13 protein-coding genes are annotated in these 15,579 nt (G+C 67.8%); 5 read left to right on the top strand and 8 right to left on the bottom strand.

Going from position 1 to position 15,579, the window contains the following annotated elements; all coding sequences use genetic code 11:
• Positions 1-38 precede the first annotated feature (38 nt).
• From I3K84_RS01545 to I3K84_RS01520, 6 genes are all read right to left on the bottom strand, one after another.
• The gene (locus I3K84_RS01545) at positions 39-1,829 is read right to left on the bottom strand and encodes an acyl-CoA dehydrogenase (RefSeq protein ID WP_011805964.1); all 1,791 of its coding nucleotides are present in this window, start codon (positions 1,827-1,829) and stop codon (positions 39-41) included.
• A gap of 80 nt (positions 1,830-1,909) precedes the next feature.
• A complete protein-coding gene (locus I3K84_RS01540) occupies positions 1,910-2,842 on the bottom strand; it encodes an electron transfer flavoprotein subunit alpha/FixB family protein (protein WP_015913713.1) in 933 nt (310 codons plus the stop codon).
• 21 nt (positions 2,843-2,863) lie between these two features.
• Positions 2,864-3,613 carry an electron transfer flavoprotein subunit beta/FixA family protein gene (locus I3K84_RS01535; protein WP_011805966.1) on the bottom strand — a complete coding sequence of 250 codons (750 nt, stop codon included), beginning with the start codon at positions 3,611-3,613 and terminating at the stop codon, positions 2,864-2,866.
• Between the two features lie 161 nt (positions 3,614-3,774).
• Positions 3,775-5,058 (bottom strand): mechanosensitive ion channel family protein, encoded by a 1,284-nt coding sequence (locus tag I3K84_RS01530; protein ID WP_011805967.1) that lies wholly within the window; start codon positions 5,056-5,058, stop codon positions 3,775-3,777.
• 19 nt (positions 5,059-5,077) lie between these two features.
• Positions 5,078-5,896, bottom strand: a complete 819-nt coding sequence (locus I3K84_RS01525; protein WP_047350479.1) for an enoyl-CoA hydratase — start codon at positions 5,894-5,896, stop codon at positions 5,078-5,080.
• A gap of 48 nt (positions 5,897-5,944) precedes the next feature.
• The gene (locus I3K84_RS01520) at positions 5,945-6,904 is read right to left on the bottom strand and encodes a histone deacetylase family protein (protein ID WP_011805969.1); all 960 of its coding nucleotides are present in this window, start codon (positions 6,902-6,904) and stop codon (positions 5,945-5,947) included.
• Positions 6,905-6,942: 38 nt separating this feature from the next.
• Between I3K84_RS01520 and I3K84_RS01515 the strand changes: the two genes are divergently transcribed.
• The 4 genes from I3K84_RS01515 (at position 6,943) to mltB (ending at position 12,129) form a co-directional block, all read left to right on the top strand.
• Entirely contained in the window at positions 6,943-7,863 is a 921-nt protein-coding gene (locus I3K84_RS01515) for a MoxR family ATPase (protein ID WP_011805970.1), read from the top strand.
• A 4-nt stretch (positions 7,864-7,867) separates the two neighbouring features.
• Positions 7,868-8,893 carry a DUF58 domain-containing protein gene (locus I3K84_RS01510; RefSeq protein WP_196995361.1) on the top strand — a complete coding sequence of 342 codons (1,026 nt, stop codon included), beginning with the start codon at positions 7,868-7,870 and terminating at the stop codon, positions 8,891-8,893.
• Positions 8,894-8,992: 99 nt separating this feature from the next.
• Positions 8,993-11,059, top strand: a complete 2,067-nt coding sequence (locus I3K84_RS01505; protein ID WP_196995360.1) for a DUF3488 and transglutaminase-like domain-containing protein — start codon at positions 8,993-8,995, stop codon at positions 11,057-11,059.
• Positions 11,056-12,129, top strand: coding sequence for a lytic murein transglycosylase B (gene mltB / locus I3K84_RS01500; protein WP_011805973.1), 1,074 nt, complete (start codon positions 11,056-11,058; stop codon positions 12,127-12,129). The genes I3K84_RS01505 and mltB overlap by 4 nt, the downstream gene beginning before the upstream one ends.
• A gap of 13 nt (positions 12,130-12,142) precedes the next feature.
• Here mltB and I3K84_RS01495 read toward each other — a convergent pair whose 3' ends face one another.
• Positions 12,143-13,057, bottom strand: a complete 915-nt coding sequence (locus I3K84_RS01495; protein ID WP_011805974.1) for a LysR family transcriptional regulator — start codon at positions 13,055-13,057, stop codon at positions 12,143-12,145.
• A gap of 113 nt (positions 13,058-13,170) precedes the next feature.
• On the opposite strand from I3K84_RS01495, the gene I3K84_RS01490 reads away from it, so the two are divergent.
• Positions 13,171-14,253: a YeiH family protein gene (locus tag I3K84_RS01490; protein ID WP_011805975.1), complete on the top strand. Its 1,083-nt coding sequence runs from the start codon at positions 13,171-13,173 to the stop codon at positions 14,251-14,253.
• Here the strand turns inward: I3K84_RS01490 and I3K84_RS01485 are convergent, their stop codons facing one another.
• Entirely contained in the window at positions 14,254-15,555 is a 1,302-nt protein-coding gene (locus I3K84_RS01485; RefSeq protein WP_196995359.1) for a branched-chain amino acid ABC transporter substrate-binding protein, read from the bottom strand. It lies immediately after the preceding gene.
• Positions 15,556-15,579: the final 24 nt, after the last annotated feature.

Raw genomic sequence — 15,579 nt, 5'->3', positions numbered from 1 at the left:
CCCGTAAGCGCTAGCAGCTATCAAAACAGAAGCAATTTTCAGAATGCTTCCAGCGGCAGAGCCGTGACGCTGGCCGCGCCGTGCACGATTGCGTCGCGCTGGCCCGGCGCCTTGGTCAGCAGGTGGTCGGCATAGAAGCGCGCCGTGGCGATCTTGGCCTGCATGAAGGCCACGTCCTGTCCCTTGGCGGACAGCTCCTGCGCCACCAGCAACGCGCGCGCCAACTGCCAGCCCGCCACCAGATTGCCGGCCAGCATCAGGTAGGGCACGCTGCCCGCATACACGTCGTTGGGGTGGGCCTTGGCGCCACCGGCGATGAAATCCACCACCTCCAGGAATGCCTGGCGTGCGGCAGCCAAGCGCTGGGCCACTGCTTGAGCGTCGGCCGTGCCGCTGGCGCGCAACTCGCCCTCGGTGGCCTCTATCTGCGCGGCAATCGCCTTGGCCGTCTGGCCGCCGTCGCGCGCCGTCTTGCGGCCCACCAGGTCGTTGGCCTGGATGGCGGTCGTGCCTTCGTAGATGGTGAGGATCTTCGCGTCGCGGTAGTACTGCGCAGCGCCCGTTTCCTCGATGAAGCCCATGCCGCCGTGTACCTGCACGCCCAGGCTGGCCACTTCCAGGCTCATTTCGGTGCTGTAGCCCTTGACCAGTGGCACCATGAATTCATAGAACACCGCGTTCTGCTTGCGCACCTCGGCATCGGGATGGTGGTGCGCGGCGTCGTAGGCCGCAGCAGCCGTGGTGGCCATGGCGCGGCAACCCTCGGTGTACGCGCGCATGGTCATCAGCATGCGGCGCACGTCGGGGTGGTGGATGATGGCGGCGCTGCCGGCCACGCTGCCATCTACGGGGCGGCTTTGCACACGGTCGCGCGCATACTGCACGGCCTTCTGGTAGGCGCGCTCGGCCACCGCGATGCCCTGCACGCCAACGGCGTAGCGCGCGGCGTTCATCATGATGAACATGTATTCGAGGCCGCGGTTTTCCTCACCCACGAGGTAGCCGATGGCGCCCCCGTTATCACCGTACTGCAGCACGGCCGTGGGCGACGCCTTGATGCCCATCTTGTGTTCGATGGACACGCAATGCACGTCGTTGCGCGCGCCCAGGCTGCCATCCTGGTTCACCAGGAACTTGGGCACCACGAACAGGCTGATGCCCTTCACGCCCTCGGGCGCACCCGCCACGCGCGCCAGCACCAGGTGCACGATGTTCTCCGCCATGTCGTGCTCGCCATAGGTGATGAAGATCTTGGTGCCGAAGACCTTGTACGTACCGTCGGGCTGGGGATCGGCCTTGGTGCGCACCAGCGCCAGGTCGGAGCCTGCCTGCGGCTCGGTCAGGTTCATGGTGCCGGTCCACTCGCCCGTGACCAGCTTTTCCAGGTAGGTGGCCTTGAGTTCGTCGCTGCCGGCCGTGAGCAGCGCCTCGATGGCACCATCGGTCAGCAGCGGGCACAGCGCAAAGCTCAGGTTGGCGCTGTTGAGCATTTCCACGCAGGCCGCACCGATGGTCTTGGGCAGGCCCTGGCCGCCGAAGTCGGCAGGGTGCTGCAAGCCCTGCCAGCCGCCTTCGGCGAACTGGCTGAAGGCCTCCTTGAAGCCCGGCGTGGTGGTCACGGCACCATCCTTGAACCAGGAGGGTTTCTCGTCGCCAACCACATTGAGCGGAGCCACCACGCCCTCGTTGAACTTCGCGCATTCTTCCAGCACGGCAGCTGCCGTGTCCAGACCAGCGTCCTCGAAACCGGGAATCTGCGCGACCTGGTCGATGCGTGCCAAGTGCTCGATGGCGAACAGCATGTCCTTGACGGGGGCGGTGTAACTCATGGGTGTCTCCAACTCAAAACGGTACGAATGTGATCAAAAAAAAGGCATCGCAAGCGATGCCTTTTTGCCGGCGCAGCGGCTTACAGGGCCTTCACCAGTTCCGGCACGGCCTGGAACAGATCGGCCTCCAGCCCGTAGTCGGCCACCGCAAAGATCGGCGCCTCCGGGTCCTTGTTGATCGCCACGATCACCTTGCTGTCCTTCATCCCTGCCAGGTGCTGGATCGCCCCCGAGATCCCCGCCGCGATGTACAGCTGCGGCGCAACGATCTTGCCCGTTTGCCCCACCTGCAGGTCGTTCGGGGCGTAGCCCGCGTCCACCGCTGCGCGGCTGGCGCCAATGGCCGCGCCCAGCTTGTCCGCCAGCGGGGTCATGACTTCGTTGAACTTCTCGCTGCTGCCCAGCGCCCGGCCGCCCGAGACGATGATCTTGGCGGCGGTGAGCTCGGGGCGGTCGCTCTTGGTGACTTCGCGTCCGGCAAAGCTGCTCTTGCCGGCATCGGCCACGGCGGCGGTGGTTTCCACCGCGGCGCTGCCGCCCGTGGCAGGCGCCGCGTCAAAGCCGGTGCCGCGCACGGTGATGACCTTGACGCTGTCCGCGCTTTGCACGGTGGCGATGGCGTTGCCCGCGTAGATGGGGCGCTCGAAGGTGTCGGCGGAGATCACTTTGGTGATGTCGCTGATCTGCGCCACGTCCAGCTTGGCGGCCACGCGCGGGGCGACGTTCTTGCCGCTGGCGGTGGCCGGGAACAGGATGTGGCTGTAGTTGCCGGCAATCTGCAGCACCTGGGCGGCCAGGTTCTCGGCCAGGCCGTCCTTCAGGCTGGCGCCGTCGGCGTGCAGGACTTTGGCGACGCCGGCGATTTGGGAGGCGGCCTGGGCGGCGGCCTGCGCGCCTTCACCGGCTACGAGCACGTGCACGTCGCCCCCGCAGGCGAGTGCGGCGGTGACGGTGTTCAGGGTGGCGGCCTTGAGGCTGGCGTTGTCGTGTTCTGCAATGACGAGTACGGTCATGTTGTTTCTCCTGTCCTGCCTTTAGATGACCTTGGCTTCGTTCTTGAGCTTGTCCACCAGCGTGGCGACGTCGGGCACTTTCACGCCAGCGCCGCGCTTCGGGGGTTCGGCCACCTTGAGGGTCTTGAGGCGCGGGGCCACGTCCACGCCGAGGTCTTCGGGCTTGATGGTGTCCAGCGGCTTTTTCTTGGCCTTCATGATGTTGGGCAGCGTGACGTAGCGCGGCTCGTTCAGGCGCAGGTCGGTGGTGATGACGGCCGGGGTGGTCAGTTGCAGGGTTTCCAGGCCGCCGTCGACTTCGCGTGTGACGCTGACCTTGTCGCCGGCCACTTCGACCTTGCTGGCGAAGGTGGCCTGGGGCAGGTCGGCCAGGGCCGCCAGCATCTGGCCGGTCTGGTTGGCGTCGTCGTCGATGGCTTGCTTGCCCAGGATGATCAGGCCCGGTTGCTCTTTGTCCACCAGGGCCTTGAGCAGCTTGGCCACGGCCAGGGGTTGCAGCTCGGCATCGGTTTCCACCAGGATGCCGCGGTCGGCGCCAATGGCCATCGCCGTGCGCAGCGTTTCCTGGCATTGCGCCACGCCGCAGCTCACCGCGATCACTTCCGTGGCCACGCCTTTTTCTTTGAGCCGCACCGCCTCTTCCACGGCGATTTCGTCAAAGGGGTTCATGCTCATCTTCACGTTCGCGATGTCTACGCCCGTGCCGTCCGACTTCACCCGGACCTTCACGTTGTAGTCCACCACGCGCTTGACGGGGACCAAAACCTTCATTGCTGCGGCTCCTTCAATAGTTGATTGCTTGACGTTTACGTAAACCGGTCCATTCTATTGCGCACCGCAGCATTTCCGTCACGGAAACATGGTGCACAAGGCAAAAACGAACGATCGTGCTTTTTGACGATTATGCCAGTGCATTCATGGCAGGTCGAGGCCTACGCCGGTGGCAATGCCGCCGGCGCGACTCCATCCTGCCCCGGCGTCGAAGCCACGACATGCACCACGCGCTGCGGCTGTGCGATTTCGATACCCGCTGTACGCAAGCCTTCCAGCACCGCGAGGTTCACCGCAGACCGCACGCTGGCAGTACCGGCAGCCGGATCATTGATCCAGTAATTGAGGTTGAACACCAGCCCGTCGGGCATGAAATCGAGCAAGAAGGCTACGGGCGCCGGGTCGCCCAGCACGCGCGCTTGCGCACTCGCCGCAGCACACAGGATCTGCTGCACCTTTGCGGCATCGCTGCCGTAGGCGACGGTGATATTGGTCGTGAGGTTGAATTTGCGGTCGGACGCGGTCAGGTTTTCCACGCGCTGGGTGATCAGGCTTTCGTTGGGCACGATGGACTCGCGCCCGTTGCCCGCGCGGATCAACGTGTAGCGCGTCTTGATGTCCGTGATGCGGCCCTCGAAACCATCCACGCGCACGTTGTCCCCAATGCGCAGCGAGCGTTCCAGCAGAATCACGAAGCCGCTGACGTAATTGGCCGCCAGCTTCTGCAGGCCAAAGCCCAGGCCCACGCCCAGCGCACCGCCCAGAACCGACAGCGCGGTGAGGTCCACCCCCACAGCGGCCAGCGCCAGCAGCAACCCCACGAACAGCAGCAGCGCCCGCGTGGCATTCACCGCCACCTTGCGCATGGACAGGTCGGCCACCGCATGGTCGAGCACGCGCCGCTCGAAAGTCGACGCCGCCCACAGCGCAGCCACCAGCACCAGGACCGCGGACAGACCGCCTTGCAGCAGCGCCAGCAGGCTGACGCTGGACTTGCCGAACGCGATGCGGATGTCGTCCAGTTCCTGCAGCACGCGCGGCAGCAGCCCGGCGATCCACAAGGCGGCCACGCCCCAGGCCAGCCAGGAGAGCACGCGCTCCATCAGGCGCATCAGCCCTGAACGCGGAAACGCCATGGCCAGCACGCGTGCCACGAAGCGGATCAGCACCAGTGACGTGAACACCGGCACCGCCAGGCGCAGCAGGAAAACCGCCTGGTAATGCTCCACCACCACGCGCGCCGCATACACCAGTGCCAGCACCACCGCTGGAAACATCAACCCGTCCACGATGCGGCGGCCGAACCAGACCGACTCCGGCGGCTGTCCTCGACCGGCCCGCCGGCTCAGCACATAAGCAAGTGCCACGCTACCGGTCAGCACCGCCAGTTCCAGCCACAGGCTGGACAGCCGGAAGTCGGCCGCCAGCCGTTCCCACCATTCCATCAGCGCGGCGCTCCTCGGCTCAGGCCTTATCAGCAGCCGGCTTCCAGGCCGGCTGACGCTTCTCTGCAAAGGCGCGCGCACCTTCTTGCGCGGCGTCGTCCATCATGTTGGTGGCCATGGTCTGGCCCGCCAGTTGGTACGCCGCGTCCAGGCCCAGTTCGCGTTGCTGGTACACCAGCGCCTTGCCCATGGCCACGGCCACACGGGGTTTCTGCAGAATGGACTGCACCAGCGACTCCACCTCGGCGTCCAGCGACTCGGGCGCCACCACGCGGTTGACCAGCCCCTGGTCCAACGCGGTGCGCGCGTCAATGAAGTCCCCGGTGAGCAGCATCTCCATGGCCCGCTTGGCCGGTACGTTGCGCACCAATGGCACGCTGGGCGTGGCGCAGAACAGGCCATAGTGGATGCCACTGGTCGCAAAGGTCGCGTTTTCGCTGGCAACGGCCAGGTCGCACTGGGCCACCAACTGACAGCCCGCCGCCGTGGCCATGCCGTGCACACGCGCAATCACCGGTACGGGCAGCTTGTGAATGCTCAGCATCATGCGGCTGCACTGGGCGAACAGGCGCTGGTACCACGCCAAGTCCGGGTTGGCCGCCATATCCTTAAGGTTGTGGCCCGCACAGAAGGCCTTGCCAGCCGCGGCGAGCACCACCACGCGCACGCTGTCGTCGCGCGCAACATCGTCCAGTGCCTGCTGCAGTGCTGCCAGCATCTCGTGGCCGAGGGCGTTGAAGCGCGGCGCGTCATCCAGCGTGAGGGTGACTACGCCGCGATCGTCGCGCTGCACACGCAGTGGGCCGCCACCGGCCGCCGTGGAGGGGGAGGAAGTCATGGCGAAGTCTCCTGAGTACGAATACCGCGCGGCGCGCGCGGGGAAGAATCAAAGGTCTGCCAACACGCGCACATGGGCTTCCACGCTGCGCGCCAGCGGCCCCATCATGTAGCCGCCCTCAAGGCACGACACGATGCGGCCGCGGGCAAAGCGCCGGGCCACATCCTTGACGCGCATGGTGATCCAGGCGTAGTCCTGCTCGTTGAGGCCGAGCTGGCCCATGTCGTCCTCGCGGTGCGCGTCAAAGCCCGCACTCACGAAAATCATCTCGGGCTTGAACGATTCCAGCCGCGGCATCCAGACCATGTCCACGATATCGCGCACCTCCATGCCCTTGGTGTAGGCGGGAACGGGCACGTTGAGCATGTTGGACGCGGGCTCCTGGTCCCCGCAGTACGGGTAGAACGGATGCTGGAAGATGCTCACCATGAGCGCGCGCGGGTCGCCGGCCAGGATGTCTTCCGTGCCGTTGCCGTGGTGCACATCGAAGTCCACCACCGCTACGCGCTTCAAGTTGTAGCGCTGCAGCGCGTACTTGGCGGCGATGGCCACGTTGTTGAAGAAGCAAAAGCCCATGGCCTTGGTGCGCGTGGCGTGGTGGCCCGGCGGTCGCACGCTGCAAAAGGCGTTCTCGATCTCTCCGGCCATCACCGCGTCGGTGGCGGCCAGTGCGGCGCCCGCGGCGCGCAGCGCGGCCGTCCAGGTGTGGCGGTTCATCGAGGTGTCCGTGTCCACCTGCACATAGGGCGGTCCGCCCGCGGCCTCTTCCTCGATCAGACGGTCGGACAGGCCGCGCAGCGCAGCCATGTGCATGCGGTCGTGGGCCAGCTCGATGTCGGCCAGTGAGGCCAGCGGTACCTCACAATGCTGCAAGGCATCGGCCACGCCGGTCACCAGCAGCCGATCCTCGATGGCGTCCAGCCGCGCCGGGCATTCGGGGTGTCCTGGGCCCATCTCGTGCTTCCAGCAGTCACGGTGGGTGTAATAGCCCGTCTTGCTCACAGTCATTCCCCGGTGTCTCAATCGTTTTCGGATAACGTCACGCCATGCATGCACAGCAGAAGATCAAGTCGCTTTTGGATCAGCTTAACACGGTGATCGTGGGCAAAACCGCGCAGGTACAGGACTGCGTGGCCTGCCTGCTGGCCGGCGGGCACCTGCTCATCGAGGACGTACCGGGCGTTGGCAAGACCACGCTGGCCCATGCGCTGGCACGCACCTTCGGCCTGCAGTTCGCGCGTGTGCAGTTCACGGCCGACCTGATGCCCAGCGACCTCACCGGCGTGTCGGTGTACGAGCGTGGCAAGGAGGCCTTCGTGTTCCACCCCGGGCCGGTGTTCGCCCAGGTGCTGCTGGCCGACGAGATCAACCGCGCCAGCCCCAAGACGCAGAGCGCGCTGCTGGAGGCCATGGAGGAAAAGCAGGTGTCGGTGGAAGGCGAGACGCGCGCCCTGCCCCACCCGTTCTTCGTGATCGCCACGCAGAACCCGCACGACCAGCTGGGCACCTTCGCATTGCCCGAGAGCCAGCTCGACCGCTTCCTCATGCGCATCTCGCTGGGCTATCCCGACCGTGGCGCCGAGCGCCTGCTGCTGGCCGGCAGCGACCGCCGCGACATGCTGGACGGCCTGCTGCCGCTGCTGTCGCTGGACGATCTGGCCGCGCTGCAGCACCAGGTGCTGGCCGTGCACACGGCCGAGCCACTGCTCAACTATGTGCAGGATCTCATCGCCGCCACGCGCTCGGGCCGCTGGTTCCTCCAGGGCCTGTCGCCGCGCGCGGGCATCGCGCTGATGCGGGCGGCCAAGGCCCAGGCGCTCATCGAGGGGCGCGACTACGTGGCGCCGGACGATGTGCAGGCCATCCTGCCGCAGACCATTGCCCACCGCCTGGTGCCGGTGGGCGACGCCGGCCGCGGCGCCGTGGAGCAGGTGCGCGCCATGGTCGAGTCCGTCCCCCTGCCCTGACGCCATGCCCGCAGCATTCGAGCAGGCCGCACCGCCCGGTGCCACGGCCCCGCGGCAGATGCCCTGGCGTGCCGTGGCCGCGCGCTGGCAGCGCTGGTGGCTGGCACGCCTGCGGCGCACCGACACGCTCACGCTCACGCAGGGCAACATCTACATCCTGCCTACAGGCGCGGGATGGATGCTGGCCCTCACGCTGCTGGTGCTGCTGGTGGCGTCCATCAACTTCCAGCTCAACCTGGGCTACCTGCTCACCTTCCTGCTCGCCGGCAGCGTGGTGGTGGGCGTGCACCTGTGCCACGCCACACTGCGCGGACTCACGCTGCACCTGGTGCCGCCGCAGCCGCAGTTCCTCGGTGCTGGCGCGCTGCTGCAGGTACAGCTGCACAACCCGCGGCGCGCCACGCGCCACGGCATCGCGTTGGCGGTGCGCGGCGGCCAGGCCGCGGAATGGGCCTGGACCGACGTGCCCGCCGAAGGCTCCGCCACCGTGCGGGTGGCGTTCCAGCCCGTGCGGCGCGGGCTGCAGGACGTGCCCGTGCTGATGGCGGAAACGCGCTACCCGCTGGGCACGTTCCGCGTGTGGACGCTGTGGCAGCCCGCCGCGCAGCTGCTGGTCTACCCGCGCCCGGAGGTGGGCGCCCCTGCGCTGCCCGCCGGCGAGCCACGCTCGGGCAGCGGCGGCCAGGCACCGGCGCGCGGCATCGGGGAATTCGATGGCGTGCGCGCGTACCGGCGGGGTGACCCGCTCAAGCTGGTGGTCTGGAAGAAGGCCGCCAAGTCGCTTGCCACCGGCACCGACGACCTGGTGAGCCGCGACACCCAGCAGGCGCAGCACCACGAACTCTGGCTGGACGGCGCTGCCACCGGCCTGCAGGACCCGGAGGCCCGCGTCTCGCGCCTCACGGCCTGGGTGCTGCAGGCCGACCGGCTGGGCGTGGAATACGGCCTGCGCCTGCCCGGCCAGCAGATTGCACCGGACAGCGGCGCCGCACACCGCCACCGCTGCCTGGAGGCACTGGCGCTGTGCTGATTCTGTTTTTGACATGAAAAAAGCACCTAGCCCTCTACCAATAAGCGCGACCAGCTATTCATTCAATAGCAGCCCCTATCGACGCGCGGGAGCCTCGACGTGAATCTGGCCCAGCGGCTTTCGCACCTGCCGCGCGAAGCGCGCGACACCCTGTTCCTGCTGGCGGTGGTGGCCTGTTGCGTGGCGCCGCTGGCCGCGTACCTGCCGCTGTGGACCAGCGCGCTGACCGCAGCGCTGCTGGCTTGGCGCGGCTGGCTGGCCGTGGGCGCGCGTGCCCTGCCGGGGCGCTGGGTGATTGGCGCACTGCTTGCGGCGGCCGTGGCGCTCACGCTGCTGTCGCACCGCACCATCGTCGGGCGCGACGCGGGCGTGACGCTGATCGTGGTGCTGCTGGCACTCAAGACGCTGGAGCTGCGCGCGCGGCGCGATGCCATGGTGGTGTTCTTCCTCGGCTTCTTTACGCTGCTGGCCAACTTCTTCTTCTCGCAGTCGCTGCCCACGGCCGCCGCCCTGCTGGTGGCGCTGCTCGGGCTGCTCACCGCGCTGGTCAACGCCCACATGCCGGTGGGGCGGCCGCCGCTGGCGGCCTCCATGCGCACCGCCGCGCGCATGGCGCTGCTGGGCGCGCCCATCATGGTGGCGCTGTTCCTGCTGTTTCCGCGCATGGCACCGCTGTGGGGCGTGCCGGACGATGCGCGCTCGGGGCGCAGCGGCCTGTCGGGGGAGATGTCCATCGGCAGCATGGCGTCGCTGGTGCTGGACGACAGCGTGGCGCTGCGCGTGCGCTTTGACACGCCGGGCGGAGCCCCACCGCCGCAAAGCAGCCTGTACTTTCGCGGCCCGGTGCTCACGGCCTTCAACGGGCGTGACTGGTATGCGCTGTCGCAGCCCGAGGCGCGCGGCATCACCTGGGCCTACCCCACGCCGGCCAACCTGCAAATGCAGGGTGAGTCCGTGCGCTACGAGGTCACGCTGGAGCCCAGCCGCCGCCCCTGGCTGCTGACGCTGGACGCCGTGCAGGAGCGGCCCGAACTCCCACAGGGCACTGGCGCGATGATGTCGCCCGAACTGCTATGGTCCGCCAGCCGGCCCATTTCCAGCGTGCTGCGCTACCGCGCCGAAAGCCACCTGCGCTTCACCCACGGCCCCACGCGGCGCACCTCCCTGCTGAACGGCTACGTGGAACTGCCCGCGGAGATGAACCCCCGCACCCTGGCCCTGGCCGAACAGATGCAGGCCGACCCCGCGATCGCGGCGCGCGTGGCCGCCAGCGGGGCACAGGCCTACATCGACGCCGCGCTGGCACGGCTGCGCACGGGCGGCTACACCTACACGCTGGAGCCCGGCGTGTACGGCGAGCACACCGCCGACGAGTTCTGGTTCGACCGCAAGGAAGGCTTTTGCGAGCACATCGCCTCGGCCTTCGTGGTGCTGATGCGCGCGCTGGACGTGCCATCGCGCATCGTCACCGGTTACCAGGGTGGTCAGATGAACGACATCGACGGCTACTGGACTGTGCGCCAGAGCGACGCACACGCCTGGGCCGAGGTCTGGCTGGAGGGCCGCGGCTGGGTGCGCGTGGACCCCACGGGGGCCGTGTCGCCGGGGCGCATCGGCCAGTTCCAGCGATTGCAGGCGCCACGCGGCGTGTTGGGCACCGCGATGGATGCCGTCGTCAACCCTTCGCTGGTACGCCGTCTGCGGTCGGTGTGGGAGGCCGTGAACAACGGCTGGAACCAATGGGTGCTGAACTACACCCAGGGGCGCCAGCTCGATTTGCTCAAGTCGCTGGGCTTGCAGTCGCCCAGTTGGCAGGACCTGGTGCGCCTGCTGGGCCTGCTGGCCGCGCTGGCCGCCGCCACGGGCGCAGGCTGGACCCTGTGGGAGCGCAGCCGCCAGGACCCCTGGCAGCGCCTGCTGCTGCAGGCCCGCCAGCGACTGGCACGCGCCGGCCTGCCGCTGCCACCCCACCTGCCGCCACGCACCATGGCCGCGCGTGCGCGCGCCGAACTGGGCGCCCCCGCCGAAGCCGCCGCGCAGTGGCTGCTGCGCGTGGAGCAGGCCCGCTACGCCCCCGAACCCCGCGCCCTGCTGGCCGACCTGCAGCGCGAATTGCGCCGCCTGCCCTGGCCCACCGCGCAGAATCCACGCCCCTCTGCCCCATGATCCGCACCCTTGCAAAAGCTACATTTTTCATAGCTGTCAGCGCTTTACCCATAAGCGCTTTAGCCCAAAATCATTCTAAAAAGACAGCCACCAAGACCGCGGCCACCTACCACTATGCGCAACGTGCGCAGGCCATGCAGTTCGCCGACGATCTGGCAGAGCGGCGCGGGCTGGACCGCGAATGGGTGCGCCAGGCGATCGGGCAAGCGCGGCTGCTGCCCCAGGTGCCGCGCCTGGTGCTGCCGCCCGCGCGGGGTACGCCCAAGAACTGGGCGGCCTACCGTGCGCGCTTCGTGGAGCCCACGCGCATCCGCGCGGGCCTGCGCTTCTGGCAGGACAACGCCGAAGCGCTGGCACGCGCTGAAACGCAATACGGCGTGCCCGCCGAGATCATCGTGGGCATCATCGGCGTGGAGACACTCTACGGCCAGCACATGGGCAACCTGCGGGTGATCGACGCGCTGGCCACGCTGGCCTTCGACTTTCCCGACGCACACCCGCGCGCGGCCGAGCGGCGCGCGTTCTTCCAGCGCGAGCTGGAGCAGTTTCTGACCCTCATGGACCGCACGGGCATCGACCCGCACACCCCGCGCGGCAGCTACGCGGGCGCCATGGGTCTGGGGCAGTTCATGCCGTCGAGCTGGTCGCGCTACGCGGTGGATTTCGACGGCGACGGCCGCATCGACCTGTGGCGCAGCGCGCAGGACGCCATCGGCTCCGTGGCCAACTACTTCGTGGGCCACGGCTGGCAGAGCGGCATGCCCACGCACTACGCAGTGGCGTTCGACGCGGCCACGCTGCAGTTGGACGCGCTGCTGGCGCCGGACATCCTGCCCACTTTCAGCGTCGCCAGCATGGCGGCCCAAGGGGCGCACGTGCAGAGCGAAGGCGCGCAGCACACGGGTCCATTAGCGCTGGTGGAACTGCAGAATGGCGCTGAGGCGCCCAGCTACGTGGCCGGCACCGAGAACTTCTATGCGATCACGCGCTACAACTGGTCGAGCTACTACGCCATGGCGGTGATTGAGCTGGGCCGTGAAATCGCAACGGCGCGTGCCACGCCACGGTAGCGGCGCACCCGTCTCATGCGGGCGTCCCTCGGGCATGCGCCTGGCAAGTCTGCACGAAGGCTGCCAGCGTGGGCGATTGCCTATGCCCCGCGCGCTGGAGCAGCGAAAAATGGCGCCACATGCGCGGCAGCAGGGTAGACAGCAGCACCAGTTCGCCGGCATCAAGCAGCGGCTGCACCAACACGCGCGACAGGCAGCTGATGCCCAGCCCTTGGGCCACGCAGCGCGCGATCGCCTCAGAACTGCCTAGCGTAGCGGCTGAGGGCAGCTGGTGCAGACGCGGCAGCAAAGCGTGCTCCACCATCTCGCGCGTACCTGACCCCTGCTCGCGCAGCAGCCAGCGCGCACTGCGTAATGCGGCCGCGCCCAGCGGCCGGGCTTGAGCTGCCTTCACCAACGGGTCGTGTGGTGCGGAGACGATGACCAGCTCGTCACGCTGCCAAGGCTGGACCTGCAGCCCCGGCCAGTGGCTGGCGCCCTCGATCAGCCCCAGGTCGGCCTCCAGCGCCTGCACGGCGTGTGCCACCTCGCGCGTGTTGCCGATCTGCAGGTCCACGCTCACCTGTGGGTGGCTGCGCGCAAAGGCGGCCAGTACGCGGGGCAGCGCATAGCTGCCGATGGTGGTGCTGGCCGCCACGCGCAGGCGTACCGGCAGGACCGCACTCTGCGCGCCAAAGGCCTGCTCGATGGTGTGCGCCTGCGCCAACAGCTCCAGCGCCTGCGGCAGCAGTGCACGTCCCGCATCGTTGAGCACCAGGCTGCGGCCCGCGCGCTCAAACAGCGGCGCGCCCAGGCAATGCTCCAGCTGCTGCAGCGCCGCGCTGGTGGCCGACTGCGACAGCGCCACCACGTGTGCCGCAGCCACCGTGGAGCCGCTTTGCGCCACGGCGCTGAATATCTCGAGCTGGCGCAAGGTGATATGCAGCATAAGACGAACCAGTTTTCCAGGTAGATTTTACAAAAAGTATTTGTTATACAAATATAACTAATATTTCTAAAGTGGGCGCCTGCCGTAAGGACCTTTTACCAGCGGCCGCTGTCATGCCCCTTGCTCCGCTTACCCTCGCCTCCTTCACTACCGAGCCAGTCCGCTGGCTGCCAGGGCTGCTGCTGAGCGGCGCCATCGCGGCGGGCGCGCTGCACCTGGCCGGTCAACCGTTTTTTGTAGGGCATGGCCTGAGTACCCTGACGCTCGCGATCGTGTTCGGGCTGCTGCTAGGCAACACCCTATACCCACGCCTGGCACAGACCTGTGCGCCCGGCGTGGGCTTGGCCAAACAGCAGCTGCTGCGCACAGGCATCGTGTTGTACGGCCTGCGTCTGACCTTCCAGGACATCGCCCACATGGGCTGGGGTGGCGTTGCCGTCGACGCCCTGGCGCTGGCCAGCACCTTTGGGCTGGCCTGCTGGCTGGGCCAGCGGGTGCTGGGGCTGGACCGGCGCACCACGCTGCTCATCGGTGCAGGCAGCTCCATTTGCGGTGCGGCGGCGGTGCTGGCCACAGCCCCCGTGGCCAGGGGACGCCCCCAGGATGTTGCCGTGGCTGTGGCCACCGTTGTGGTGTTCGGCACGGTGGGCATGTTCCTGTATCCCGCGCTCTACCGGTGGAACGCCGCCGGGGGCTGGATCGGCATGGATGCGCAGCAGTACGGCCTGTATGTGGGCGCCACAGTACATGAGGTGGCTCAGGTGGTGGCCGCCGGCACAGCCATCAGCTCCCATGCCGCCAGCACCGCCGTTATCGCGAAGATGGTGCGCGTGATGATGCTGGCGCCCTTCCTGCTCATCCTGTCATTCCTCCTGTTGCGTGCTCAACAGGCTTCGGACGCGAGCCGGGGGGAGACAGGCAGCCCGGGCGCCATCACCATCCCGTGGTTTGCGCTGGGCTTCGTAGCCATGGCAGGCGTGAACTCGCTGGACATGCTGCCTCCGGCATTGGTACAGGCCGGTGTGCGACTCGACGACCTGCTGCTGGCCGTGGCCATGGCGGCCCTGGGGCTCACCACGCATGTGCATGCCGTGCGCGCCGCGGGCCTCAAGCCACTGCTGCTGGCCGCTGCACTGTTTGCCTGGCTGCTGGTTGCGGGGTTGCTGCTGAGCCGTTATCTACCCGCGTGGCTGTGATCAAAGCCGCTGCATCTGGCAGGTGCTGGGCATTTGCGCCTTGTCCGCCGCGATCTGCCGTACCACGCGAAAGCCGTAGCCTGAACCCTCCACATCGAACTTCACACCCGGCGCGCCCTGGCGGTCCATGACGCCTATGACCAGCGATTGTTGGAACTGATGGTCTTGCGCGCGCATGGCGCCTGCCTGGCCGTACAGGCGCACACTGGCATGCTCCAGCGCGCGCGCCACGGCCAACGGATCGTCACTGCCCGCCTGCTGCAGGGCCTGCGCAAGCGCTTCGACCATGAGCTGCATGCGCATGTGCACATAGTCGTCCTGCGGGCTGGGAAAGCGCTCGCGGAAGGCACGGTAGAAGGTCTCGCTGCCCTGCGTGGGCAGATTGGGCAGCCAGTCGGCCACGGCCACCACCTTGCCCACGCCCGCATCGCCCAGGGCCGCGGGCGCGCCGAGCGCGTTGCCGTAGAAGGTATAGAACATGCCGTCGTAGCCCACCTCCCGCGCAGCCTTGACCAGCAGCGTGAGGTCATTACCCCAATTGCCCGTGATGACGGCTTGCGCGCCGCTGGCCTTGATCTTCACGGCGTAGGGCGCGAAGTCCTTCACGCGGCCCACGGCGTGCAGCTCGTCGCCGACGATGGCGACATCGGGCCGCTGCGCGGCCAGCTGGCGCCGGGCTTCGCGCAGCACGGCCTGGCCGAAGCTGTAGTCCTGCCCGATGAGGTAGGCGCGCTGCAGGGCCTTGTCCTCTCGGACCACCTCCATGAGCGCTGCCATGCGCATGTCGGCATGCGCGTCGAAGCGAAAGTGCCAGAAGCTGCACTTCTCGTTCGTGAGGGCGGGGTCCACGGCCGAATAGTTCAGGAACACCACACGCTTGCCGGGCTCGCGCTGGTTGTGCTTGTTGATCGCGTCGATGAGCGCAGTGGCCGTGGCCGATGAGTTGCCCTGCATGACGAAACGCGCGCCGCCGTCAATGGCGGAGCGCAGCGCGGACAGCGCCTCTTCGTTGGTGCCCTTGCTGTCGTAGCGCACCAGCATCAGCGGCCGCGCCCCGCCCGCCGCAGGGGGCAGTGCCACGCCGCCGCGCGCGTTCACACGTTCCATGGCCCAGGCGATGTTGCGGAACACCGCCTCGCCGGTATTGGCAAAGCTGCCGGACAGGCTCTCGATCAGCGCCACGCGGATCGGCGCGCCCTGGGGCGGCGCCGCCGCACCGGCCAGCGGCGCCGCAACGCCCAGCAGGGAGGACAGAGCCAACGCACAGGCGCGTAGAACATGGCGGCGGGGCAGGATCATCATGGCAACGGGCACAAGCAGGAAAAG

The organism is Diaphorobacter sp. JS3051, from assembly GCF_015832135.1.
GTDB lineage: Bacteria > Pseudomonadota > Gammaproteobacteria > Burkholderiales > Burkholderiaceae_C > Diaphorobacter > Diaphorobacter nitroreducens.
This window is presented reverse-complemented; position numbering and strand designations above follow the sequence as displayed.

Bases quoted from the DNA above. Each gene is read 5' to 3' on its own strand.
- I3K84_RS01545 (WP_011805964.1), bottom strand. From the start codon at position 1,829: ATGAGTTACACCGCCCCCGTCAAGGACATGCTGTTCGCCATCGAGCAC.
- I3K84_RS01540 (WP_015913713.1), bottom strand. From the start codon at position 2,842: ATGACCGTACTCGTCATTGCAGAACACGACAACGCCAGCCTCAAGGCC.
- I3K84_RS01535 (WP_011805966.1), bottom strand. From the start codon at position 3,613: ATGAAGGTTTTGGTCCCCGTCAAGCGCGTGGTGGACTACAACGTGAAG.
- I3K84_RS01530 (WP_011805967.1), bottom strand. From the start codon at position 5,058: ATGGAATGGTGGGAACGGCTGGCGGCCGACTTCCGGCTGTCCAGCCTG.
- I3K84_RS01525 (WP_047350479.1), bottom strand. From the start codon at position 5,896: ATGACTTCCTCCCCCTCCACGGCGGCCGGTGGCGGCCCACTGCGTGTG.
- I3K84_RS01520 (WP_011805969.1), bottom strand. From the start codon at position 6,904: ATGACTGTGAGCAAGACGGGCTATTACACCCACCGTGACTGCTGGAAG.
- I3K84_RS01515 (WP_011805970.1), top strand. From the start codon at position 6,943: ATGCATGCACAGCAGAAGATCAAGTCGCTTTTGGATCAGCTTAACACG.
- I3K84_RS01510 (WP_196995361.1), top strand. From the start codon at position 7,868: ATGCCCGCAGCATTCGAGCAGGCCGCACCGCCCGGTGCCACGGCCCCG.
- mltB (WP_011805973.1), top strand. From the start codon at position 11,056: ATGATCCGCACCCTTGCAAAAGCTACATTTTTCATAGCTGTCAGCGCT.
- I3K84_RS01495 (WP_011805974.1), bottom strand. From the start codon at position 13,057: ATGCTGCATATCACCTTGCGCCAGCTCGAGATATTCAGCGCCGTGGCG.
- I3K84_RS01490 (WP_011805975.1), top strand. From the start codon at position 13,171: ATGCCCCTTGCTCCGCTTACCCTCGCCTCCTTCACTACCGAGCCAGTC.
- I3K84_RS01485 (WP_196995359.1), bottom strand. From the start codon at position 15,555: ATGATGATCCTGCCCCGCCGCCATGTTCTACGCGCCTGTGCGTTGGCT.